Source organism: Microbacterium sp. NFH-22A-Y (assembly GCF_021401375.1).
Lineage (GTDB): Bacteria > Actinomycetota > Actinomycetes > Actinomycetales > Microbacteriaceae > Microbacterium > Microbacterium hominis.
Genome location: NZ_JACBGF010000003.1, coordinates 564,302 through 584,554, shown reverse-complemented (window position 1 = coordinate 584,554; position 20,253 = coordinate 564,302). Strand labels below are relative to the sequence as shown.

Sequence of the window (20,253 nt, the reverse complement as noted above, 5' to 3'; positions counted from 1 at the left end):
TAGACTGGGAGGCTGGCCCGCCTCCGGGTCGCTCTCCCTCACTGAAGAATGGACGTCTGCTGTGCTGGCCGTGCACGATCTCGAGATCCGCGTGGGCGCTCGAACGCTCATGTCGGAGGTGTCGTTCCGCGTGTCGGACGGCGACAAGATCGGTCTGGTCGGTCGCAACGGCGCCGGCAAGACGACGCTGACGAAGGTGCTCGCGGGCGACCTCCTCCCGGCCGACGGCAGCGTCGAACGCTCCGGCGAGCTCGGCTACCTGCCTCAGGACCCGCGCTCCGGCGACCCCGAGATGCTCGCGCGAACCCGCATCCTGGACGCCCGCGGTCTCGGGACGCTCGCCCTGCAGATGCAGGAGTCGTCCCTGCAGATGGGGGATGCCGACGAGAAGGTGGCCGCCAAGGCGATGCGTCGCTACGGCAACCTCATGGAGCGCTTCGAAGCTCTGGGTGGCTACGCGGCCGAGTCCGAGGCGGCATCCATCGCCCACAACCTGTCGCTTCCCGACCGCATCCTCGACCAGCCGCTCAAGACGCTGTCCGGCGGTCAGCGCCGCCGCATCGAGCTCGCCCGCATCCTGTTCTCCGACGCGCAGACGATGATCCTCGACGAGCCCACCAACCACCTCGACGCCGACAGTGTCGTATGGCTGCGCGAGTTCCTCAAGAACTACAAGGGCGGCCTGATCGTCATCAGCCACGACGTCGAGCTCGTGGGGGAGACGGTCAACCGCGTCTTCTACCTCGACGCCATGCGCCAGGTCATCGACGTCTACAACATGAACTGGAAGAACTACCTGCGCCAGCGGGTGGCCGACGAGGAGCGCCGCAAGAAGGAGCGCGCCAACATCGAGAAGAAGGCCACGGCGCTGCAGCTGCAGGCCGCGCGCTTCGGTGCGAAGGCGTCGAAGGCCGCCGCGGCGCACCAGATGGTCGCCCGTGCGGAGAAGATGCTGTCCGGCCTCGAGGAGGCCCGCCAGGAGGACCGCGTCGCGAAGCTGCGCTTCCCGAAGCCCGCGCCCTGCGGCAAGACGCCGCTCATGGCGAAGAACCTGTCGAAGTCGTACGGCTCGCTGGAGATCTTCACCGATGTCGACCTCGCGATCGACCGCGGATCCAAGGTGGTGGTGCTGGGGCTGAACGGTGCCGGCAAGACCACCCTGCTGCGCATCCTCGCCGGCGTCGACAAGGCGGACACGGGTGTCATCGAACCGGGCCACGGCTTGAAGATCGGGTACTACGCGCAGGAGCACGAGAACCTCGACGTCGACCGCTCCGTGCTGGACAACATGATGTCCGCCGCGCCCGACATCAACGCGACCGAGGCCCGCAAGGTGCTGGGATCGTTCCTGTTCACGGGAGACGACGTGCTCAAGCCCGCCGGAGTCCTCTCCGGTGGAGAGAAGACGCGGCTGTCGCTGGCGACGCTCGTGGTCTCCTCCGCGAACATGCTGCTGCTCGACGAGCCGACGAACAACCTCGATCCCGCCTCACGCGAGGAGATCCTCGGTGCGCTGGCGCATTACGAGGGCGCCGTGGTGCTGGTCTCGCACGACGAGGGTGCGGTGCAGGCGCTCAACCCCGAGCGCGTCCTCATCCTCCCCGACGGTGTCGAGGACATCTGGGGCCGCGACTACGTCGACCTGATCACCCTCGCCTGACGCCCGCCGCGCGCGGGACGCGTCAGCGGGAGGTGAGCTCGTCGAGGAGGGCGTCCTCTTCCTGCATGTCGCGGTCGCGCGGACGCTGCTCCCGGCGCCGCCGACGGCGTGCCGCAGCGGACTCCGCGGGCGCGGGGGCGCGAGGCGCGTCCGGCCCGTCGGGGCCACCGCTCCCATCCGCCCCACCCGTGCCGTTCGCCTCGTCGGCCGCGGCATCCTCGGCGTCCTCACGGCGGTGGCGGATCTCGGTGCGGATCATGTACCAGATGAACACGAAGCCCATCACGGCGAAGAGGATCCACTGGATCGCGTACGACAGGTAGGGTCCGGGATCGTCGGAGGGCGATTCGAGCGCGTTGGGCACGTCGGCGACGGACGGCTCTTCGGACACGAGGAGGCCGTACGCGCTCGTGACCAGTCCCGCCTGCCCCGTCGTCTCGGCCACCAGCGGCAGGTTGATCGTCGGCACCTGGCCGTCCGGGGCCGACCGTCCCGAGTTCGGCAGCGCTTCGCCCGGCTTGAGGCGCACGACCACCTCCACCTGACCGGACGGCGGTGCGGGGATGGCGTCGGGCTCCGGCTGCGCGGATCCCGGGGCCAGCCAGCCGCGATCGACGAGGAAGACGTCGCCGTCGACGGTGCGGAAGGGCACGAGCACCTCGAACGCGCTCGTACCGCCGTGTGCCCGGTTGCGGGCCAGCAGCGTCTGGTCGGTGAGGTATTCGCCGGTGAGCGACACCGGATGCCACTGATCGTCCGGATCGAACGCGCCGTCGGGGCCGATGAGTTCGCGCAACGGCACCGGGGCGGCGTCGTAGTTCGCGGCCACGAGCGCGAGCTGGCGGCTGCGGTCGGCGTTGCGCGTGAACTGCCAGTTCGACAGGAAGGCGCACACGATCGCGAACACCATCGCGATCGCGACGTAGCCTGCCCAGCGCAGCGCGGTGGACTGTCGTGCGGTGCGCGGGCTCATGCGGTGGTCTCCGTCTCCCAGGCGATCACGTCAACGGGGAAGTCGCGGGCGGCGAGGTAGTCGCGCAGGTAGGTGACGTGCTCGTCGCACGCGGCCCACGTCTTGCGCCGGTCGGCGGTGTGGATGCGGGGATTGCGCCACACCACCTGCCAGCGGGCGTCGGAGCGGCAGCCCGCGCGCGAGCAGATCGCGGCGCTCACGTCGGATCCGTCGATGTCGTCGGAGGTGCGGGCGACTCGGTGATGCGGATGACGGTCGGCGCGGCCGGAGATGTCGGCTGCGCCGAGGCGGGCGGCGGGGCGGGCGACTCGATCGCGCGCTCGGGCGGGATCGCCCGCTCGGCGGGACCGGCGGCCACGTTCGCGATCACGACGGCGAAGTAGGGCAAGAACATCGCGCCCGCGCCGAAGAGCCAGGTGTACCACCCGTAGGGGGTGACGGCGACCATCAGCACGAAGCACGCGACACGGATCACCATCATCGTGAAGTACTTCGTCATCCGCGCGCTCGCGTCGTCGCGCGGAGCGCGCGGCAACGAGGTGGCGGACTGGGGACGAGAGCTTTTCACGGTCCCCTCAGCCTACGCCGATCGGCGGCGCGCGGCCCTCGTCAGTACGAGCTGTAGCGCGTGCCCGCGGTCGCCCCGAGGATCACGAAGAAGAGGAAGAAGGCGATGCCGATGACGGCGATCGCCACCCCGATCCACCCCACGATCACGCCGGCCAGGGCCATGCCGCGACCGCCCTCGCCCGTCTTCTTGATCTGGTTGAGGGAGATGTGCCCCATGATGGCGCCGCCGAGGGAGCCGATGAAGGGCAGGATCCAGACGAAGCCGAGGATCGCGGCGATCATCGAGATGATCGCGAGCACGTTGGTCTTCGGTGCGGGGGCGCCGTAGTAGGGCGCGGCGGCGCCGTAGACGGGCGGGGCGCCGGGAGCCGGCTGCATCGGAGCGCCGGTGGTCGCGCCGTAGGCGGGCGGTGCGGCCGGGTAGGTCGGGGGCTGGTAGGCGGGCGGCTGATAGCTCGGCGCCGGAGCCGCCGCGGGCGGAGGCGTGTACGGGGCCGCCGGCTGCGCGGAGGCGGGAGCGGGCGTGGGCGGCGTCACCGGCGGGGTGGCCGCGGCATCCGGGGACTGAGGGTTCGTCGCATCGGTCATGATCTCTCCTGTCTCGCGATGTCAGCCTATCGGGAGCCGTCGCCGCGGGGGAGGAGCGGGCGTGCGCCGACTAGGCTGAGGCGGTCACATCCCCAGCGAACGGAGCCCCCATGTCGCACGACCGCGTCGTCCTCGTCACCGGTGGAAACCGCGGCATCGGCCGCGCGATCGCCGCCCGCTTCGTCGCCGAGGGCTACCGCACGGCGGTCACGGCGCGCTCCGGGGAAGGCCCCGAGGGCACGCTGACGGTGCGCGCCGACGTCACCGACGCCGCCTCCCTCGACGCCGCCTTCGTGGAGGTCGAGCGGGAGCTGGGCCCGGTGGAGATCGTCGTCGCGAACGCGGGCATCACCAAGGACACCCTCCTGCTGCGCATGACCGAGGACGACTTCGACTCGGTCGTCGCGACCAACCTGGGCGGCACCTTCCGCGTCGTCAAGCGCGCCTCCAAGGGGATGCTGCGGGCCAAGTGGGGACGCGTCATCCTCATCTCCAGCGTCGTGGGGCTCTACGGCTCGCCCGGACAGATCAACTACTCGTCGTCGAAGGCGGCGCTGGTCGGCTTCGCGCGCTCGCTGACGCGCGAGCTCGGCGGCCGCGGCATCACGGCCAACGTGGTCGCCCCGGGCTTCATCGAGACCGACATGACCGCCGAACTGCCCGAGGACACGCAGGCCGAGTACAAGCGGAACATCCCCGCGGGCCGGTTCGCGACGCCGGAGGAGGTCGCCGGTGTGGTGACGTGGCTCGCCTCGGAGGATGCCGGCTACATCTCCGGTGCGGTGATCCCCGTCGACGGCGGCCTGGGCATGGGCCACTGACCGGGAGCGCGTTTCGACTCGCGGGGGCGCCGTCCGCTCGAGGGTCGGTGGAGCCTCAGCGCGAGATGGCGGCGACGATCGCCTCGCCGAGGTGCTGCGGCTGGGAGAACTGTGGCCAGTGACCACTGCCCAGGCGCACGATCTCGGTGTCGTCGATGGCCGAGAACTCGTCGGCGTACCGGCCCCACTGCGCCAGAAAACCGCGGAACTCCTCGTCGCCGAGTGAACCGGACAGCACGGTGACGGGAACGCGGTAGCGACGCTCGTCGTGCAGCGCGATGGCGTCGGTGGGAACCCGCGCCGGCACGTCGTGGGTGAGGGGAGCGGTCCGCGCCCGCGTCTGCTCATCGAGATCGGCGACGTCGTCGGCGTCGAAGAAGTCCCAGCCGGGGAACGGCACGACGCCGTCGACGAGGTCGAACTCGGAGATCATGCCCCCGTCGTAGGGCACCGCGGTGTCGACCAGCACGACGCGCGCCACCCGGTCGGGACGTGCGTCGGCCGCGCCCCACGCGACGTTGCCGCCGCCGCTGTGGCCGACCACGACGACGGGCCCCTCGGCCGCGTCGATCGCCTCGACGGTCGCGGCCACCCAGTCGGCGATGCCGATGTCGGCGCTCTCGGCGGCGGGGGCTCCGAGTCCGGGCATGGTCAGAGGTCGTGGGGTCAGCCCCGCGGCGCGCAGCGGCGGCAGCACGTCGTCCCACGACGACGCGTCGAGCCAGAGACCGGGAATCATGATGACGTCCATGCGGTCACGCTACGCCCGGTCCCCGACATCCGTGCGGGCGTGGCCGACGCCGCGGTGCGTCAGGGCAGCAGGGGGATGAGCTCGCGCAGATCGACGGGCCCGACGACGAGGTCGGCCTGGCGCCGCACGGCGGGCTTCGCGTTGAACGCGACGCCGAGGCCCGCCGCCGCCATCATCTGCAGGTCGTTCGCGCCGTCGCCGACGGCGATCGTGCGGTGGAGGGCGACACCGGATGCCGCGGCCCACTCGCGCAGCGCGGACGCCTTGCCGGCGGCATCCACGATCTCGCCGTCGACCAGCCCGGAAAGGGCCCCGCCGTCGACCGCGAGGCGATTGGCGCGCCAGACGTCGATCCCCAACGCCGGGGCGACGGTGTCGAGGATCTCGTGGAATCCGCCGGACACGACCGCGGCCCGCCCGCCGCGCCGGTGGATCGCCGTGACCAGCTCGGCGGCCCCCGCCGTCGGCTCGACCCGGGCCCGCACCCGATCGAAGGCGCTCAGCGGCACGCCGCGCAACGCCTGCACACGCGAGCGCAGGCTCGTCGCGAAGTCGACCTCGCCGCGCATCGCCGCATCGGTCGCGGCAGCCACCTCGGCGCCGCGGCCCGCCTCGTCGGCGATGAGCTCGATGACCTCGTTGCGCAGCAGGGTGGAATCGGCGTCGAACACGACGAGGAAACGGGCGTCAGGCACCCGTCCAACCTAGCGGTCCGTCAGCGGGCGACGTATGCGTTCTTGCCCACCACCGTGATGCCGCTGTCGGTCACCGTGAAGCCGCGCGAGAGGTCGAACGCACGGTCGACACCGACCGTCGCGCCCGGCTCGAGCACGACGTTCTTGTCGAGGATAGCGCGATGCACGCGCGCCCCCGCCCCGACCTGGACGTGATCGAACAGCACCGAGTCGGTGATGGTCGATCCCCCTCCCGACAGCGTCCACGGACCCACGACGGAGCGTTCCAGGTGCGTCCCCGAGAGCACGGAGCCGAGCGAGACGATCGAGTCGATCGCGTTGCCCATGCGGCCGACGCCGTCGCGGACGAACTTGGCGGGCGGTGAGTTCACGGACTGCGAGTGGATCGGCCAGTCGACGTTGTAGAGGTTGAAGATCGGCAGCGTCGAGATGAGATCCATGTGGGCGTCGAAGAACGAGTCGATCGTGCCCACGTCGCGCCAGTAGTCGCGATCGCGATCAGTCGAGCCGGGGACGTCGTTGCGCTTGAAGTCGTACACGGCGGCCTCACCGCGCCCCACGAAGTAGGGGATGATGTCGCCGCCCATGTCGTGGTTCGACCCGGGCAGCTCGCCGTCCGCCTCGACGGCCGCGATGAGCGCGTCGGCGTCGAAGATGTAGTTGCCCATCGACGCGAGCACCTCGTGGGGGGCGTCGGAGAGCCCCGTGGGGTTCTGGGGCTTCTCCAGGAAGTCACGGATCGTGATGTTGTCCGTCGGGTCGAGGTCGATGACGCCGAACTGGTTGGCAAGCCCGATCGGCTGACGGATGCCGGCGACCGTCGCCTTGGCGCCGGACTCGATGTGGGCCGCGAGCATCTGCTCGAAATCCATCCGGTACACGTGGTCGGCGCCGATGACCACGACGATGTCGGGCTTCTCGTCGTGGATGAGGTTCAGCGACTGCAGGATGGCGTCGGCCGAGCCGGAGAACCAGCGCTTGCCGAGGCGCTGCTGGGCCGGCACCGAGGCCACGTACGAGTTGAGCAGCGCCGACATGCGCCAGGTCTGGGAGACGTGGCGGTCGAGGCTGTGCGACTTGTACTGCGTGAGCACGACGATCTGTCGCAGACCCGAGTTGATGAGGTTCGAGATGGCGAAGTCGATCAGGCGGTACTGGCCGCCGAAGGGCACCGCGGGTTTGGCTCTGTCCTCCGTGAGAGGCATGAGGCGCTTTCCCTCGCCCCCGGCGAGGATGATTCCGAAGACCTTCGGCGCTGCAGGCATGCCACCACACTAGGCCCCCGTTCGCCCTTGTACTAGCGTTCGTGACATGCGCGTCGACATCGTCACCAAGGAGTACCCGCCGGAGATCTACGGGGGAGCCGGGGTCCACGTCACCGAGCTGGTCAAGGCCCTGCGCGTAGGGGTCGAGGTGCAGGTGCGGGCGTTCGGCGCCGACCGCGACGAAGCGGACACGACGGCCTACGGCGTGCCCGCCGAGCTGGCCGCGGCCAACCCCGCGGTGCAGACGCTCGGAACCGACCTGGAGATCGTCGGCGACGTCGCCGGGGCGGACGTCGTCCACTCCCACACCTGGTACGCCAACTTCGCGGGACACATCGCCTCGCTGCTGCACGGCATCCCGCACGTCATCACGGCGCACTCCCTCGAGCCGCTGCGTCCCTGGAAGGCGGAGCAGCTGGGCGGGGGCTACGCGGTGTCGAGCTACGTCGAGAAGACCGCCTACGAGAACGCCGCCGCCGTGGTCGCCGTCAGCGACGGCATGCGTCGCGACATCCTGCGCAGCTACCCGGCGCTGGACCCCGCCAAGGTGCGCGTCATCTACAACGGCATCGACGTGGAGGCCTGGCATCCGCAGCAGGACGACGCCCTCCTCGAGCGCTACGGCATCGACCCGAATCGGCCCTCGGTCGTGTTCGTCGGCCGCATCACGCGCCAGAAGGGCCTGCCGTACTTCCTGCGCGCCGCCACGCGCCTGCCCGCCGACGTGCAGATCGTCCTCTGCGCGGGAGCGCCCGACACCCCGCAGATCATGGCCGAGGTCGAGGGCCTCGTCCGCGAGCTGCAGGCCCAGCGCGACGGCGTCGTGTGGATCGACGAGTTCCTGCAGCGCGATCAGCTCTGCGCGATCCTCACGTCGGCCACGACCTTCGTCTGCCCGAGCGTGTACGAGCCGCTGGGCATCGTCAATCTGGAGGCGATGGCGTGCGGAGCCGCCGTGGTCGGCACCGCGACCGGCGGCATCCCGGAGGTCGTGGTGGACGGTGTCACAGGCCGTCTCGTGCCGATCGAGCAGGTGCAGGACGGGACGGGCACACCGGTGGATCCCGAGCGCTTCGTGGCCGACCTCGCGGACGTGCTCACCGAGGTCGTCTCGGACCCCGAGCGTGCCCGCGCGTACGGGGCGGCTGGGCGCGAGCGTGCCGCCAGCGCCTTCAGCTGGCAGGCGATCGCCGAGGCGACCGAGGCCCTGTACCGGGAGGTGTCGGGGCGCGTCGGCTGAGGCGAAGACCCGGCGCGTGCCGCCCGGCGCGCGAGGGCACTCCCGATAGGCTGGGAGCATGCCCCAGGTGCTCGAGTTCCTCGATGTCGTCGTCCGCCGCAACGCCCGCAACATCATCGATCACATCGACTGGGCGGTCTCGGACGACCAGCGCTGGGTGGTGCTCGGGCCCAACGGAGCCGGCAAGACGACCATCCTGCAGCTCGCGGCGACGCTGATCCACCCCACCTCGGGCGAGGTGACCATCCTCGACGAGCGCCTGGGCCGCACCGATGTGTTCGACCTGCGCCCGCGCATCGGCTTCGCCTCGTCGGCGATGGCGCGTCGCGTGCCGCCCGAGGAGACCGTGCTGGATGTCGTGCTGACCGCGGCGTTCTCGGTGCTGGGCCGCTGGAACGAGACGTACGAGACCATCGACGAGCGCCGCGCGCGTCGCGTGCTGGCGGAGTGGAAGCTCGAGCATCTCGCCGAGCGCACGTTCGGCACGCTCTCCGACGGAGAGCAGAAGCGCGTGCAGATCGCCCGCGCGGTCATGACCGATCCGGAGCTGCTGCTGCTCGACGAGCCGACGGCGAGCCTCGATCTCGGGGCCCGGGAGGAGCTGCTCGGGCTGCTCAGCGGCTACGCCCTGGCGCCCACGACGCCCGCGATGGTCATGGTCACCCACCACGTCGAGGAGATCCCCGTCGGGTTCACGCACGTGCTGCTGCTGCGCGAGGGGACCGCGGTCGCCGCCGGCCCGCTGGCGGAGACGCTCACCGAGGAGAACCTGTCGGCGACCTTCGGCATGCCGATCGCCCTCACGTCGGAGGCCGGACGCTTCGCCGCGCGGGCCACCGGCGGCGCCTGAGACATCCCCGTTCCCTCCGGGTGCGGGCTGCTGGTATGATCGATCCTTGGTGCATTCGCACCGCAGACTTCCCTCGCCCTGGCAAAATCCAGGGCACCACGTAAGGAAACCCATGAAGACTGACATCCACCCCGAGTACAAGGCGGTCGTTTTCCGCGACCTCGGCTCCGGCGAGACCTTCCTCACCCGTTCGACGGTGTCGAGCGACAAGACGATCGAGCTCGACGGCGAGACCTATCCCGTCATCGACGTCGAGATCTCCTCCGCCTCACACCCGTTCTACACGGGCAAGCAGCGCATCATGGACTCGGCCGGTCGCGTCGAGAAGTTCAACCAGCGCTTCAAGAACTTCGGCGGCTCGAGCAAGTAAGCCCGGGCCCGCGAGACAGCCCCGCTTCGGCGGGGCTGTCGTCGTTTCGGCGCGACCTTGCCGCTGCCGTCAGCGGATCGGCCAGCTGCCGTCGACGCGGTCCTCGGGGTCGAGCCGTCCGATGCGGATGAAGTACTCCGTGAGGCTGTCGGCCTGAGCGCGTGCCCACCCGATCTGTCGGGTGTGCAGCTCGTCGAGCGCGGCGTCGATCGCATAGCGCCGCGCGAGCGCCTGAGCGACCCGCCCGGCGGCGATCGCGTCTGCGGACGCGTCGTGGGCGCCGACCAGGGGAACCGCGTAGTGGGCCGCGACGGCCTCGAGCGTGCGCTTGCCCTTGCGGAAGCGATCGTGCGCTTTGTCGAGCACGAGCGGATCGATCACGGGCGAGGGGTCGAGGATGGGCGGGATGCCGTGGCGCAGCGCCTCGTACTTCAGCAGCGAGAAGTCGAACGGCGCGTTGTAGGCCACGACCGGGATGCCCGCGTCCAGCAGTTCCCGCAGCGCGGCGACGACCGCGGCGACGACCTGCGCCGCCGGAGCACCGTGCTCCTGGGCGTGCGCGGTCGTGATGCCGTGCACCGCCGTCGCCCCGTCGGGGATCGGCACTCCCGGATCGGCCAGCCACGACTGCGCCCGGACCGCCGCGCCGTCGGCGTCGAGCAGGCCGACGTGGGCCGTGACGATGCGGTCGGTCGTGACGTCGATGCCGGTCGTCTCCAGATCGAACACGCCGACGGCATCCACCCATCTCGGCGGTCGCACGGGGGTGGTCTCGACGGTGGAGACGTCGTCCTCCCAGAGCGGGACGGCCTGCCACTGTTCCATGCCTCCGACGGTATGCGCCGGTTCCGACACCGGCGCGCAGGCACGCGGAGGAGGACGGTCGCGGCGTCGGTCGCGGGTCGCCCCTCCTAGACTTCAAGGGTGACCGTCGACTCTCCCTACGCCGAGGCCCTCGCCGCCGTGCCCGTGTCGCGGCGCGCGATCGAGATCGACGGCGCCGTGACCGCGTACTGGGAGTACGGACCCGCCGACGCCCCGGTCACGATGGTGGCCGTCCACGGCTACCGCGGCGACCACCATGGCCTGGAGCCCGTCGTCGCCTTCCTCCCGGGCGTCCGGGTGATCTCTCCCGACCTTCCGGGGTTCGGGGAGAGCGTGCCGGTCCCCGGTGCGGTGCACACCCTCGACACGTATGCCCGATGGCTGCGCGCGTTCGTCGCCGCGGTGGCGCCCGGGGCCGTGATCCTCGGGCACTCGTTTGGTTCCATCGTCGTGGCCGCCGCCGTGGCGGCAGGGCTCCCGACGCCGCGCGTGATCCTGGTCAACCCGATCGGCGCGCCCGCGCTGGAGGGCCCGCGCGGCATCCTCACCCGCCTGGCGGTGTTCTACTACTGGGCCGGGGCCCGCCTGCCGAAGCGTCTCGGCGACGCACTGCTGCGCAACCGCGTCATCGTGCGGGTCATGAGCGTGTCGATGGCGAAGACGCGTGAGCCCGCGCTGCGCCGCTTCATCCACGACCAGCACGACACGTACTTCTCGCTCTTCCACGACCGCGACGTGCTGCACGACGGCTTCGTCGCGTCGGTGTCCGACGACGTGCGTCGTTTCGCACCGGCCATCGCGCAACCCACGCTCCTGATCGCGGCGGAGAAGGACGACATCACGCCCATCGAGGCGGAACGCCACCTGCAGACGCTCTTCCCGGATGCCCGGCTCGTGGAGATCCCCGCCGTCGGCCACCTCATCCACTATGAGACGCCGCGCGAGGCGGCGGCGGCGATCACGCGCTTTCTCGGGCCTTCCGGCGACGGTACGCGTTGACGTTCATGCGGTTCCCGCAGTTGCCGGTGTCGCAGTAGAGCTTGGAGCCGTTCTTCGAGAAGTCGACGTAGACCGAGTCGCAGTCGTCCGCCGCGCACACCCGCACCCGCTTCCACTCGTCCGAGCGGATGACGTCGACGAACGCCATCGCCGACTCGACCAGCATGCGCATCGCCAGGGGGGCGTCGGGCTCGGTGGCGTGGATGTGCCAGTCGAACTCGTCGTGGATCACGAGCTGCGGAAGCGCCCGCCCGTCGCGGAGCATCGCGTTGACGAGGGGCACCGCGCCGTCGCGGTCGGCGGCCCAGAGCGCGCGCAGACGCCGCCGGTTCGCGCGCACGGCGTCGAGCTCGGCGTCGTCGCGTCGGAAGCTGCCCGTGTAGGAGAACTCCGACAGGTAGGCGTCGAGATCCTCCTGCGTCCGCAGGCGGTCGAGGCCTGCACCGTCGGTTTCGGGGAGGGTGTTGACGAGGGCCGCCGCGGCGCGCAGCGACATCTCGGTGTCATGGATGAAGACCACGTTGACTCCTGACCTCGGCGGGCACTAGTGTCACCAGTGTAATTGCTGTTGAGTCCTGACAGCCCTCCTGCTCGATCCGAAGGAACGCCGGTGTCACGCACCGCTCCACCCGCCCGCACCGCGGGCATCGTCATGGCCGTCTTCTCCGCGCTGGCGTTCTCGTCGAGCGGCCCTCTGGTCAAGCCGCTCCTCGAGGCGGGCTGGTCGCTGTCGGCGGCGCTCATCGTGCGCATGGGGCTCGCCGGCCTCATCCTGTCGCCCGCGCTCGTGCGCGCGATGCGCCGCGAGCGCGGCTTCGTCCGCCGCCACGGGCTCTCCCTCCTGGCGTTCGGCCTGATCCCGGTGCTGGGCTGCCAGCTGCTGTTCTTCTCGGCGATGCAGCGGATGCCGGTGGCCGTCGCGCTGCTGATCCAATACCTCGCACCCGTTCTGCTCGTCGGCTTCGTGTGGCTGCGCACGCGCCGGGCCCCCTCGCGGCTCGTCATGATCGGTTCGGTGGTCGCGATCGTCGGTCTCGTGCTCGTGGTCGACATCGCCGGCGCGCGTTTCGACCTGCTCGGCACGCTCCTCGCGCTCGGAGCGGCGGTGTGCGTGTGCGTGTACTTCGTCATGAGCGAGCGCACCGGCGACGGCCTGCCGCCGCTGGCCCTCGCCGCCGGAGGGCTGCTCGTCGGCGCCGTGGTGATGGCGCTGTTGGGCGCCACGGGGGCCATGCCGTTCGCCGCGCCACCGGTGTCGGTGACCTTCCGCGGCGTCGAGGTGCCCGGCATCCTGGCCCTGCTGTGGGTCGGGGCGGTGGGGACGACGCTCGGCTACGCGCTGGGCGTCATGGCGGTGCCGCGCGTGGGCTCGCGGCTGGCCTCGTTCATCGGTCTCAGCGAAGTGCTCTTCGCGCTCGGCTTCGCCTGGCTCCTGCTCGGGGAGGCTCCCTCCGCGGTGCAGATCTTCGGCGGCGCGCTGCTGCTGGCGGGAGTCGTCCTGGTGCGGATGGATGCGCGCGAGGCCGATGCCGTCGGCGTCGCCGCCGACGCCGTGCTGCCCGTGCCCGTGGTGCCGCTGCCGGCGGACGCCCTCCGTCCCGACGTCGTGCCGGTGGACGCGTCGCCGGTGGACGCGAGCGCGCTCAGCGCGTCGCGTCGTCGCGAGCCGATTCCAGGAGCGGCCGGATCCGATAGCCGATGACCTCGCCCATGACGAGGGAGGTCTCGGTGCGCTCCACCCCGTCGATCTCGAGGATGCGCGCGTCGACGTCGAACAGGTGCTGGGTGTCGCGCGCCGCGACCCGCACGAGCAGATCGACCTGACCGCTCATGCCGTAGGCCTGCACGACCTCCGGGATGCTCGCGATCGCATGGGTGATCCGCGGCAGTTCCGCCTGCCGCACGGTGACGCTCACCATGGCCTCGATGGGCAGGCCCAGGGCGACCGGGGGGATCGCGCGTTCGAAGGACTGGAAGACGCCGCCGCGCTCCAGGCGGGCCAAGCGCGCCTGGACGGTGTTGCGGGACAGACCCAGGCGTTCGGCGAGGGCCACCACGGTGGCGCGATGGTCATCGGCGAGCGCATTCAGGAGGTCGAGGTCGACGCGGTCCAGAGGTCCCATAGTGCCCAACTCTACCAGGGGCCTTCGGGTCGGTCTGCGCAACATGCTCAGGCCACGGGTGAATGCTTGAGCTAGGTGCCAGACGGACGTAGCCTTCCAGGCAACCGGCGACGAGGCCGGCCCGGGCGGCGGTCGCTCTCCACGAGAGAGCGGCACGGCCAGAGAGGGATGACGACGATGTACACCCTGACCACAGACGAAGCGATGACGGCGCTGGACGACACGGCGCGACTTCTCACCCCCGAGGGGCGACGCGTCGCCGACCCCCGCCTCGACCCGTGGGTGCAAGATCTGGACGCCGCGGCGCTGCGCGCCCTGTACCGCGACATGGCGATCGTCCGTCGGATGGATGCCGAAGGCGTCGCCCTCCAGCGCCAGGGTCATCTGGGACTCTGGGCTCCGGCACAGGGCCAGGAGGCGATCCAGGTCGGCACGGCACGCGCCTGCCGGGAGGACGACTTCCTGTTCCCGAGCTACCGCGAGGTGGGCGTGACGATCGTGCGCGGCGGCGCGCCGGCCGATCTCGTGCTCGCGTGGCGAGGTGAGGTGCATTCGACCTACGACCCCTTCGAGCTGAACCTTGCGACGCCGCAGATCATCATCGGCGCGCAGACCCTGCACGCCGTGGGGTACGCGATGGGGGTGCAGCGCGACGGCGGCGACCAGGTCGCCGTGGCCTATTTCGGCGACGGTGCGACCAGCCAGGGCGATGTGAACGAGGCGATGGTCTTCGCATCGTCCTTCGGCGCGCCGGTCGTCTTCGTCTGCTCGAACAACCAGTGGGCGATCTCCGAGCCGGTGACGGTGCAGTCGCGGTTCCCGATCGCCGGACGCGCACCCGGCTTCGGCATCCCGAGCATGCGGGTCGACGGCAACGACGTGATCGCCTGCACGGCCGCCATGCGGTGGGCCCTCGACCACGCCCGCCGGGGGGAGGGCCCGGTGTTCCTGGAGGCCGTGACCTACCGGATGGGCCCCCACACGACCTCGGACGACCCGACCCGCTACCGCGAACGCGACGAGGTGGAGCGGTGGCGCGCCCGTGATCCGCTGACCCGGTTGGAAGCGCTGCTGCGCAGCACCGGCGACCTCGACGACGCGGCGCTCGCCGCCATCTCGCAGGAGGCGGACGCGCTGACGGGAGCCATGCGGGAGGCCGTGCTGACGGCGGTCACCCGCCCGCCGCTGGCCGTCCTCGACGACGTCTACGCGGAACCGCACAGCGGGCTGTCACGTCAGCGCCAGCGCTTCGCGGCCTACCTCGACTCGTTCGCCGACGGCGATGCGGAGGTGTCCCGATGACGCAGCTGACGATGGGCAAGGCGCTGACCGCGGGGCTGCACCGCGCCATGACGGACGATGACCGTGTGATCGTGATGGGGGAGGACATCGGTCGCCTCGGCGGCGTGTTCCGCATCACCGACGGCCTCCTCGGCGAGTTCGGGCCGAAGCGCGTGATCGACACCCCGCTCGCCGAGTCCGGGATCGTCGGCACCGCCGTCGGCCTGGCCATGCGCGGCTTCCGCCCGGTCGTGGAGATCCAATTCGACGGCTTCGTCTACCCCGCGTTCGACCAGATCGTGTGCCAGGTCGCGAAGCTGCACTACCGCACGCGCGGCCGCGTGAAGATGCCCCTGACGATCCGCATCCCCTGGGCGGGCGGTGTCGGTGCGGCGGAGCACCACTCCGAGTCGCCCGAGGCGTACTTCGTCCACACGGCGGGCCTCCGCGTCGTGGCCGTCTCGAATCCGCAGGACGCGTACACCGTCCTGCAGCAGGCCATCGCGTGCGACGATCCGGTCGTCTTCTTCGAGCCCAAGCGCCTCTACCACTCCAAGGGCGAGGTCGACCTGGACGCCGACGTCGCCGACGCGGCGCCGATGGGGCTGGCCCGCGTCGTCCGCGATGGCACCGACGTCACGATCGTGACCTACGGGTCGCAGGTCGCCACGGCGATGGATGCCGCCGTCGCGGCCGAGGACGAGGGCATCTCGATCGAGGTGATCGATCTGCGGTCGCTGTCGCCGGTCGACTACCGCACGGTGGGAGCGTCGGTGCGCAAGACGGGACGGCTCGTCGTGACCCACGAGGCCGGCGGGGAGGCCGGGGTGGGCGCCGAGATCGTGGCGAGCGTCACGGAGCAGTGCTTCCACTACCTGGAGGCGCCGCCGCAGCGGGTGACGGGTCATGACATCCCGTATCCGCCCGCGAAGCTGGAGAAGCATCACATCCCCGACCTCGACCGCATCCTCGATGCCGTCGACCGCGTCCTCGACCGCCCCCACAGCCTGACGGGGGTGGAGCTGTGATCGCGGAGTTCCGTCTGCCCGACCTCGGGGAAGGGCTTCCCGAGGCGGAGATCGTGCAGTGGCTCGTCGCTCAGGGCGACGAGGTGGCGCTCAACCAGCCGATCGCCGAGGTCGAGACCGCGAAGGCCATCGTCGAGCTGCCGTCGCCGTTCGCGGGCACGGTCAGCACCCTCCATGCCGAAGCGGGAGACGTCGTCGAGGTCGGAGCGCCGCTGATCGCCTTCCAGGTGGCGGGGGCGGAATCCTCGGAGGATGCTGTCGCCAGCGCCGCACCCGCCGCACCCGCCGCACCCGGCGGGACGTCCGCGGCCGCCGGCGCGCAGGACCCGTCCGAGGCGCCGGCCGAGGCCGCCGTGCCGAACCTCGTGGGCTACGGCGCAGCGCCCCGGGGTACCGCGCGCCCGCAACGCCGCCGGCGCATCGGCGGCGGTGCGCCCTCGAGCGCCCGCTCGACCGCCGCGACGGCGGCCGAGCGCGTCCTCACGGATGCCCCGCACGATGTCGTCGCCCCCGCGGCGCAGGAGCTGCGGCCGGAACGACCGCGCTCGACGCCCCCGGTGCGCGCGTATGCGCGAGAGCTCGGCATCGACCTCGCCCTCGTCGAGGCCTCCGGCGTCACCGACATCATCCGCCGCGAGGACGTCGACAGATTCGCCGCAACGCTGGACGATCGCGCGCCCGGTGCGCACGAGGCTCCGGCCGACACCGCCGCGGCGAGCGGCGACGCCCCGCGGGAGACGCGGATCCCCATCCGCGGGGTGCGTAAGCACACGGCGGCCGCGATGGTGCGCAGCGCCTTCACCGCTCCGCACGTGACGACCTTCCTGGAGGTCGACGTCACGGAGACCACCCGGTTCGTGCAGAGCCTCCGGTCCGATCGTCGTCTGGAGGGTCACCGCATCGGGATCATGGCGGTGGCGGCGAAGGCCGTGTGCCTCGCGCTGCGCGCCGAGCCGACGCTCAACTCGTCGTGGGACGAGGCCGCCGGGGAGATCGTCCAGTACGGCTACGTCCACCTGGGGATCGCCGCGGCGACCGAGCGCGGCCTCGTCGTGCCGCACGTGCCCGACGCGGACCGGCTCTCGCTCGTCGACCTCGCGGACGAGATCGGCCGCCTCGCCGAGACCGCGCGCGCCGGCCGGACGACACCGGCCGCGCTGAGCGGCGGGACGTTCTCTATTACGAACTTCGGCGTCTTCGGCATCGATGCGGGCACGCCGATCCTCAATCCCGGTGAGGCGGGCATCCTGGGGCTCGGTTCGGTGCGGCGGCGACCGTGGGAGCACGAGGGGGCGATCGTGCTGCGCGACCTCATGACCCTGAGCCTGTCGTTCGATCACCGGTTGGTCGACGGGGAGCAGGCGTCGCGGTTCCTGACGATCGTCGGCGACGTCCTCCGCGAGCCCGCCCGCGCCATGCTGCTGGGCTGACGCGGGGGAGAGGTCACCGGGCGGCGAGTGCGGCGTAGGCCATGTCGGCCAGCACGTCGCGCAGCATCCCGTCGTCGCCGGCATCCACCGCCGCGTCGCGCCGGGTGCGCACGGCGTAGGGCGTCGAGTTGATGAGACCGAACCCCGCGTGCGCGCGGACGCGGAGCTCCGGCTCGGTGAGGTCGGGGTGGACGGCGTGCAGCACGCCGACCCACAGCTCGACGTACTCTCGCTGGAGCCGGCGCACCTCGTGGCGGTCCTCCTCGCTGAGGCGGGCGAGATCGCGGTCGTGCACGCGGATGACGTCGGCGCCGCGGACGGCGAACTGGACATGGAAGTCGACGAGGTCGCGCAGCGACCGGTCGGGTCCGTGTCCGGCGTCGATGACGCGGCGCCCGCCCGTGAGCAGATCGTCGCTGGCGCGCAGGAGGATGGCGCCGAGCAGGGCGCGCTTGCTGTCGAAGTGGCGGTAGACGGCGGGACCGGTGATGCCGACGGCGGTGCCGAGGTCTTCCAGGCTCACACCGTCGAAACCGTGCTCGGCGAAGAGGCGGGCGGCGGCTTGCAGCAGGGAGTCGGCGCGCTGGGCCTTGGCTCGCTCACGCGAGGTGCGCGATGCCGCAGAACGCGTTGTCATTCCAGTTAATCCTCGCTAACCTGGACCTGTGGGTTAGTGCACACTAACCCACCCGCTCGCCCGCGCGCCACGAGATTGCGGGAGGCGTTATGCGACCGCGACATCGAAGGGGATGCCATGGCGATTCTGGATCCGTACGACCACGGACTGACCGACGAGGAGCGCGAGCTCGCGCGGATGGTGCGCGCCTTCGCCGATGAACGGGTCGCCCCGCAGGCCTACGAGGCCGACCGCACCAAGACCCTCCCGCTCGGGATCGTCGCCGAGATGGGGGAGATGGGACTGTTCGGTCTGCCGTTTCCGGAAGAGGTCGGCGGTCAGGGCGGCACCTACCTCGCGCTGGGGCTCGCGATCGAGGCGCTGGGGCGGGTGGACCAGTCGATCGCCATCACGCTCGAGGCCGGCGTGAGCCTCGGCGCGATGCCGATCCACCGCTTCGGCACCGACGCCCAGCGCGCCGAACTGCTTCCCGACCTGCTCGCCGGTCGCGCGCTGGCGGGGTTCGGCCTGACCGAGCCCGAGGCGGGATCGGATGCCGGGGCCACCCGCACGACCGCGCGGCGCGACGGTGACGAATGGGTCATCGACGGGGCGAAGCAGTTCATCACGAACTCGGGCACCGCGATCACCCGCTTCGTCACGGTCACCGCCGTCACAGGCGTCGAGGACGGGCGCAAGGAGATCTCGACGATCATCGTCCCCTCCGGCACGCCCGGCTTCACCGTGGGTCCCGCCTACGACAAGGTCGGGTGGCATGCCTCCGACACCCACCCGCTCAGCTTCGACGGCGCGCGGGTGCCCGCCGAGAACCTCCTCGGCGAGCGGGGACGCGGGTTCGCGAACTTCCTCAGCATCCTCGACGAGGGCCGGATCGCGATCGCCGCTCTCGCCACCGGAGCCGCGGAAGGATGCCTGGAGGCGGCCCTCGACTACGCCGGCAGTCGCATCGTGTTCGGCGAACGGCTGGGGACGCGCCAGTCGATCCAGTTCACGCTGGCGAGGATGCAGCAGCGCGTGCACCTGTCGCGGCTGGCCTGGCTGCACGCCGCACGGCTGCGCGACGCGGGGCGCCCGTTCGCGTCGGCGGCGGCGCTCGCGAAGCTGACCGCCGGCGACGCGGCGATGGACAATGCGCGCGACGCGACGCAGATCTTCGGCGGCAACGGGTTCATGAACGAGTACCCGGTGGCGCGTCACTACCGCGACGCGAAGATCCTCGAGATCGGGGAGGGGACGACGGAGGTGCAGCTGCTCGTGATCGCCCGCGCGCTGGGACTGACCGCGCTGCCGCCGGTCGCGGCCGGCCCGGTAGCGTGAACGCATGACCGCCGCTTTCGACCTCGGACCTGCGCTGCTGTTCTGCCCGGCCGACCGCCCGGAGCGCCACGCGAAGGCCCTCGAGCGCGCCGACGCGGTGATCCTCGACCTCGAGGACGCCGTTGCTCCGGCGGACAAGGTCGCCGCGCGGGTGGCGCTCATCGACTCACATCTCGACCCCGACCGCGTCATCGTCCGCGTCAACCCGCTGGACTCGCGCGAGATCGCCTCCGACCTCGCGACGCTGTCGCAGACCGACTACCGGCGCGTGATGGTCGCAAAGGCGGAGTCCGCGCCAGCGATCGCACGTCTGGATCCGCGGTTCGAGGTCATCGCCCTGTGCGAGACGGCCCGTGGTGTCGCCGCCGTCGAGCAGATCGCGGCGCAGGACCGGGTCGTCGCGGTGATGTGGGGCGCGGAGGATCTCGTCGCGTCACTCGGCGGCACGTCCAGTCGCACGCCGAAGGGCAAGTACCGCGACGTCGCCCGCGTCGCTCGGGCACGGGTGCTGCTCGCCGCCGGCGCGGCCGGCATCGCCGCGATCGACGCGGTGCATCTCGACATCGCCGACGAGAAGGGACTGTCACGCGAGGCGAGGGATGCCGCGGCCAGCGGCTTCGCCGCGACGGCGTGCATCCATCCCGCGCAGGTCGAGACGATCCGGGCGGCCTACCGGCCCGACGACGACGCGCTCGCCTGGGCGCGCGGCGTGCTGGCGGCCGCCGAGGGCGAAGGCGGGGTGTTCCGCTACCGCGGACGCATGATCGATGAGCCCGTGCTCCGCCATGCGCGCACGGTCGTCGCCCGCGGCGCCTGAGCCCGCGGCATCC

The 20,253-nt window shown here is 71.2% G+C and carries 23 protein-coding genes; 12 read left to right on the top strand and 11 right to left on the bottom strand.

The window, feature by feature from the left end:
- Positions 1 to 61 precede the first annotated feature (61 nt).
- Positions 62 to 1,660, top strand: a complete 1,599-nt coding sequence (locus L0965_RS13835) for an ABC-F family ATP-binding cassette domain-containing protein (protein WP_060958682.1) — start codon at positions 62 to 64, stop codon at positions 1,658 to 1,660.
- 22 nt (positions 1,661 to 1,682) lie between these two features.
- On the opposite strand, the gene L0965_RS13830 is transcribed toward L0965_RS13835, so the two are convergent.
- Genes L0965_RS13830 through L0965_RS13815 form a run of 4 tightly spaced genes read right to left on the bottom strand, consistent with a single transcriptional unit; the run spans position 1,683 to position 3,791 of the window.
- A complete protein-coding gene (locus tag L0965_RS13830) occupies positions 1,683 to 2,633 on the bottom strand; it encodes an SURF1 family protein (protein WP_101306442.1) in 951 nt (316 codons plus the stop codon).
- Positions 2,630 to 2,833, bottom strand: a complete 204-nt coding sequence (locus L0965_RS13825) for a hypothetical protein (RefSeq protein WP_060958680.1) — start codon at positions 2,831 to 2,833, stop codon at positions 2,630 to 2,632. The genes L0965_RS13830 and L0965_RS13825 overlap by 4 nt, the downstream gene beginning before the upstream one ends.
- Positions 2,830 to 3,201: a DUF3099 domain-containing protein gene (locus L0965_RS13820; protein WP_101306441.1), complete on the bottom strand. Its 372-nt coding sequence runs from the start codon at positions 3,199 to 3,201 to the stop codon at positions 2,830 to 2,832. Before L0965_RS13820 ends, L0965_RS13825 begins: the two co-directional genes overlap by 4 nt.
- Positions 3,202 to 3,242: 41 nt before the next feature.
- On the bottom strand, positions 3,243 to 3,791 hold the full coding sequence (locus L0965_RS13815; protein ID WP_061781724.1) for a DUF4190 domain-containing protein: 549 nt from the start codon (positions 3,789 to 3,791) through the stop codon (positions 3,243 to 3,245).
- A gap of 110 nt (positions 3,792 to 3,901) precedes the next feature.
- Between L0965_RS13815 and L0965_RS13810 the strand changes: the two genes are divergently transcribed.
- Positions 3,902 to 4,612, top strand: coding sequence for a beta-ketoacyl-ACP reductase (locus tag L0965_RS13810; RefSeq protein WP_101306440.1), 711 nt, complete (start codon positions 3,902 to 3,904; stop codon positions 4,610 to 4,612).
- A gap of 55 nt (positions 4,613 to 4,667) precedes the next feature.
- Here L0965_RS13810 and L0965_RS13805 read toward each other — a convergent pair whose 3' ends face one another.
- The 3 genes from L0965_RS13805 to glgC are packed head-to-tail and all read right to left on the bottom strand — an operon-like array spanning position 4,668 to position 7,323.
- Positions 4,668 to 5,363, bottom strand: a complete 696-nt coding sequence (locus tag L0965_RS13805) for an alpha/beta fold hydrolase (RefSeq protein ID WP_061781725.1) — start codon at positions 5,361 to 5,363, stop codon at positions 4,668 to 4,670.
- A 59-nt stretch (positions 5,364 to 5,422) separates the two neighbouring features.
- Positions 5,423 to 6,058 carry a phosphoserine phosphatase SerB gene (serB, locus tag L0965_RS13800; RefSeq protein ID WP_101306439.1) on the bottom strand — a complete coding sequence of 212 codons (636 nt, stop codon included), beginning with the start codon at positions 6,056 to 6,058 and terminating at the stop codon, positions 5,423 to 5,425.
- Positions 6,059 to 6,078: 20 nt separating this feature from the next.
- Entirely contained in the window at positions 6,079 to 7,323 is a 1,245-nt protein-coding gene (gene glgC, locus L0965_RS13795; protein ID WP_060958675.1) for a glucose-1-phosphate adenylyltransferase, read from the bottom strand.
- A 46-nt stretch (positions 7,324 to 7,369) separates the two neighbouring features.
- Between glgC and glgA the strand changes: the two genes are divergently transcribed.
- The 3 genes from glgA (at position 7,370) to L0965_RS13780 (ending at position 9,783) form a co-directional block, all read left to right on the top strand.
- On the top strand, positions 7,370 to 8,563 hold the full coding sequence (gene glgA / locus L0965_RS13790) for a glycogen synthase (protein WP_060958674.1): 1,194 nt from the start codon (positions 7,370 to 7,372) through the stop codon (positions 8,561 to 8,563).
- 58 nt (positions 8,564 to 8,621) lie between these two features.
- Positions 8,622 to 9,413, top strand: a complete 792-nt coding sequence (locus L0965_RS13785; RefSeq protein WP_060958673.1) for an ABC transporter ATP-binding protein — start codon at positions 8,622 to 8,624, stop codon at positions 9,411 to 9,413.
- Between the two features lie 112 nt (positions 9,414 to 9,525).
- Positions 9,526 to 9,783 carry a type B 50S ribosomal protein L31 gene (locus L0965_RS13780; RefSeq protein WP_060958672.1) on the top strand — a complete coding sequence of 86 codons (258 nt, stop codon included), beginning with the start codon at positions 9,526 to 9,528 and terminating at the stop codon, positions 9,781 to 9,783.
- A gap of 69 nt (positions 9,784 to 9,852) precedes the next feature.
- On the opposite strand, the gene L0965_RS13775 is transcribed toward L0965_RS13780, so the two are convergent.
- Positions 9,853 to 10,608: an exonuclease domain-containing protein gene (locus L0965_RS13775; RefSeq protein ID WP_198553621.1), complete on the bottom strand. Its 756-nt coding sequence runs from the start codon at positions 10,606 to 10,608 to the stop codon at positions 9,853 to 9,855.
- A gap of 99 nt (positions 10,609 to 10,707) precedes the next feature.
- Between L0965_RS13775 and L0965_RS13770 the strand changes: the two genes are divergently transcribed.
- Positions 10,708 to 11,607, top strand: a complete 900-nt coding sequence (locus tag L0965_RS13770) for an alpha/beta fold hydrolase (protein WP_101306437.1) — start codon at positions 10,708 to 10,710, stop codon at positions 11,605 to 11,607.
- Here the strand turns inward: L0965_RS13770 and L0965_RS13765 are convergent.
- Positions 11,567 to 12,127, bottom strand: a complete 561-nt coding sequence (locus L0965_RS13765) for a CGNR zinc finger domain-containing protein (protein WP_101306436.1) — start codon at positions 12,125 to 12,127, stop codon at positions 11,567 to 11,569. The two genes, L0965_RS13770 and L0965_RS13765, sit on opposite strands and share 41 nt — an antisense overlap.
- Positions 12,128 to 12,217: 90 nt before the next feature.
- Here L0965_RS13765 and L0965_RS13760 point away from each other — a divergent pair, with 90 nt between their 5' ends.
- A complete protein-coding gene (locus L0965_RS13760) occupies positions 12,218 to 13,309 on the top strand; it encodes a DMT family transporter (protein ID WP_060958668.1) in 1,092 nt (363 codons plus the stop codon).
- Here L0965_RS13760 and L0965_RS13755 read toward each other — a convergent pair.
- Complete coding sequence (locus L0965_RS13755; protein ID WP_060958667.1) at positions 13,251 to 13,730, bottom strand: Lrp/AsnC family transcriptional regulator; 480 nt, start codon at positions 13,728 to 13,730, stop codon at positions 13,251 to 13,253. The genes L0965_RS13760 and L0965_RS13755 overlap by 59 nt on opposite strands.
- Positions 13,731 to 13,907: 177 nt before the next feature.
- Here L0965_RS13755 and pdhA point away from each other — a divergent pair, with 177 nt between their 5' ends.
- Genes pdhA through L0965_RS13740 form a run of 3 tightly spaced genes read left to right on the top strand, consistent with a single transcriptional unit; the run spans position 13,908 to position 17,469 of the window.
- Positions 13,908 to 15,032: a pyruvate dehydrogenase (acetyl-transferring) E1 component subunit alpha gene (gene pdhA, locus L0965_RS13750; protein ID WP_082734086.1), complete on the top strand. Its 1,125-nt coding sequence runs from the start codon at positions 13,908 to 13,910 to the stop codon at positions 15,030 to 15,032.
- Positions 15,029 to 16,039, top strand: coding sequence for an alpha-ketoacid dehydrogenase subunit beta (locus tag L0965_RS13745; protein WP_101306435.1), 1,011 nt, complete (start codon positions 15,029 to 15,031; stop codon positions 16,037 to 16,039). Before pdhA ends, L0965_RS13745 begins: the two co-directional genes overlap by 4 nt.
- On the top strand, positions 16,036 to 17,469 hold the full coding sequence (locus L0965_RS13740; RefSeq protein WP_101306434.1) for a dihydrolipoamide acetyltransferase family protein: 1,434 nt from the start codon (positions 16,036 to 16,038) through the stop codon (positions 17,467 to 17,469). Before L0965_RS13745 ends, L0965_RS13740 begins: the two co-directional genes overlap by 4 nt.
- A gap of 13 nt (positions 17,470 to 17,482) precedes the next feature.
- On the opposite strand, the gene L0965_RS13735 is transcribed toward L0965_RS13740, so the two are convergent.
- Positions 17,483 to 18,106, bottom strand: a complete 624-nt coding sequence (locus L0965_RS13735) for a TetR/AcrR family transcriptional regulator (RefSeq protein ID WP_101306433.1) — start codon at positions 18,104 to 18,106, stop codon at positions 17,483 to 17,485.
- Between the two features lie 117 nt (positions 18,107 to 18,223).
- Here L0965_RS13735 and L0965_RS13730 point away from each other — a divergent pair, with 117 nt between their 5' ends.
- Entirely contained in the window at positions 18,224 to 19,423 is a 1,200-nt protein-coding gene (locus L0965_RS13730; RefSeq protein WP_198553620.1) for an acyl-CoA dehydrogenase family protein, read from the top strand.
- Positions 19,424 to 19,427: 4 nt separating this feature from the next.
- A complete protein-coding gene (locus L0965_RS13725) occupies positions 19,428 to 20,240 on the top strand; it encodes a CoA ester lyase (RefSeq protein ID WP_061781729.1) in 813 nt (270 codons plus the stop codon).
- Positions 20,241 to 20,253: the final 13 nt, after the last annotated feature.

Excerpts from the sequence above, each read along its gene's own strand:
- L0965_RS13830 (WP_101306442.1), bottom strand. The coding sequence starts at position 2,633 with ATGAGCCCGCGCACCGCACGACAGTCCACCGCGCTGCGCTGGGCAGGC.
- L0965_RS13815 (WP_061781724.1), bottom strand. The coding sequence starts at position 3,791 with ATGACCGATGCGACGAACCCTCAGTCCCCGGATGCCGCGGCCACCCCG.
- L0965_RS13810 (WP_101306440.1), top strand. The coding sequence starts at position 3,902 with ATGTCGCACGACCGCGTCGTCCTCGTCACCGGTGGAAACCGCGGCATC.
- L0965_RS13805 (WP_061781725.1), bottom strand. The coding sequence starts at position 5,363 with ATGGACGTCATCATGATTCCCGGTCTCTGGCTCGACGCGTCGTCGTGG.
- glgC (WP_060958675.1), bottom strand. The coding sequence starts at position 7,323 with ATGCCTGCAGCGCCGAAGGTCTTCGGAATCATCCTCGCCGGGGGCGAG.
- glgA (WP_060958674.1), top strand. The coding sequence starts at position 7,370 with ATGCGCGTCGACATCGTCACCAAGGAGTACCCGCCGGAGATCTACGGG.
- L0965_RS13785 (WP_060958673.1), top strand. The coding sequence starts at position 8,622 with ATGCCCCAGGTGCTCGAGTTCCTCGATGTCGTCGTCCGCCGCAACGCC.
- L0965_RS13780 (WP_060958672.1), top strand. The coding sequence starts at position 9,526 with ATGAAGACTGACATCCACCCCGAGTACAAGGCGGTCGTTTTCCGCGAC.
- L0965_RS13775 (WP_198553621.1), bottom strand. The coding sequence starts at position 10,608 with ATGGAACAGTGGCAGGCCGTCCCGCTCTGGGAGGACGACGTCTCCACC.
- L0965_RS13755 (WP_060958667.1), bottom strand. The coding sequence starts at position 13,730 with ATGGGACCTCTGGACCGCGTCGACCTCGACCTCCTGAATGCGCTCGCC.
- pdhA (WP_082734086.1), top strand. The coding sequence starts at position 13,908 with ATGTACACCCTGACCACAGACGAAGCGATGACGGCGCTGGACGACACG.
- L0965_RS13745 (WP_101306435.1), top strand. The coding sequence starts at position 15,029 with ATGACGCAGCTGACGATGGGCAAGGCGCTGACCGCGGGGCTGCACCGC.
- L0965_RS13735 (WP_101306433.1), bottom strand. The coding sequence starts at position 18,106 with ATGACAACGCGTTCTGCGGCATCGCGCACCTCGCGTGAGCGAGCCAAG.
- L0965_RS13730 (WP_198553620.1), top strand. The coding sequence starts at position 18,224 with ATGGCGATTCTGGATCCGTACGACCACGGACTGACCGACGAGGAGCGC.
- L0965_RS13725 (WP_061781729.1), top strand. The coding sequence starts at position 19,428 with ATGACCGCCGCTTTCGACCTCGGACCTGCGCTGCTGTTCTGCCCGGCC.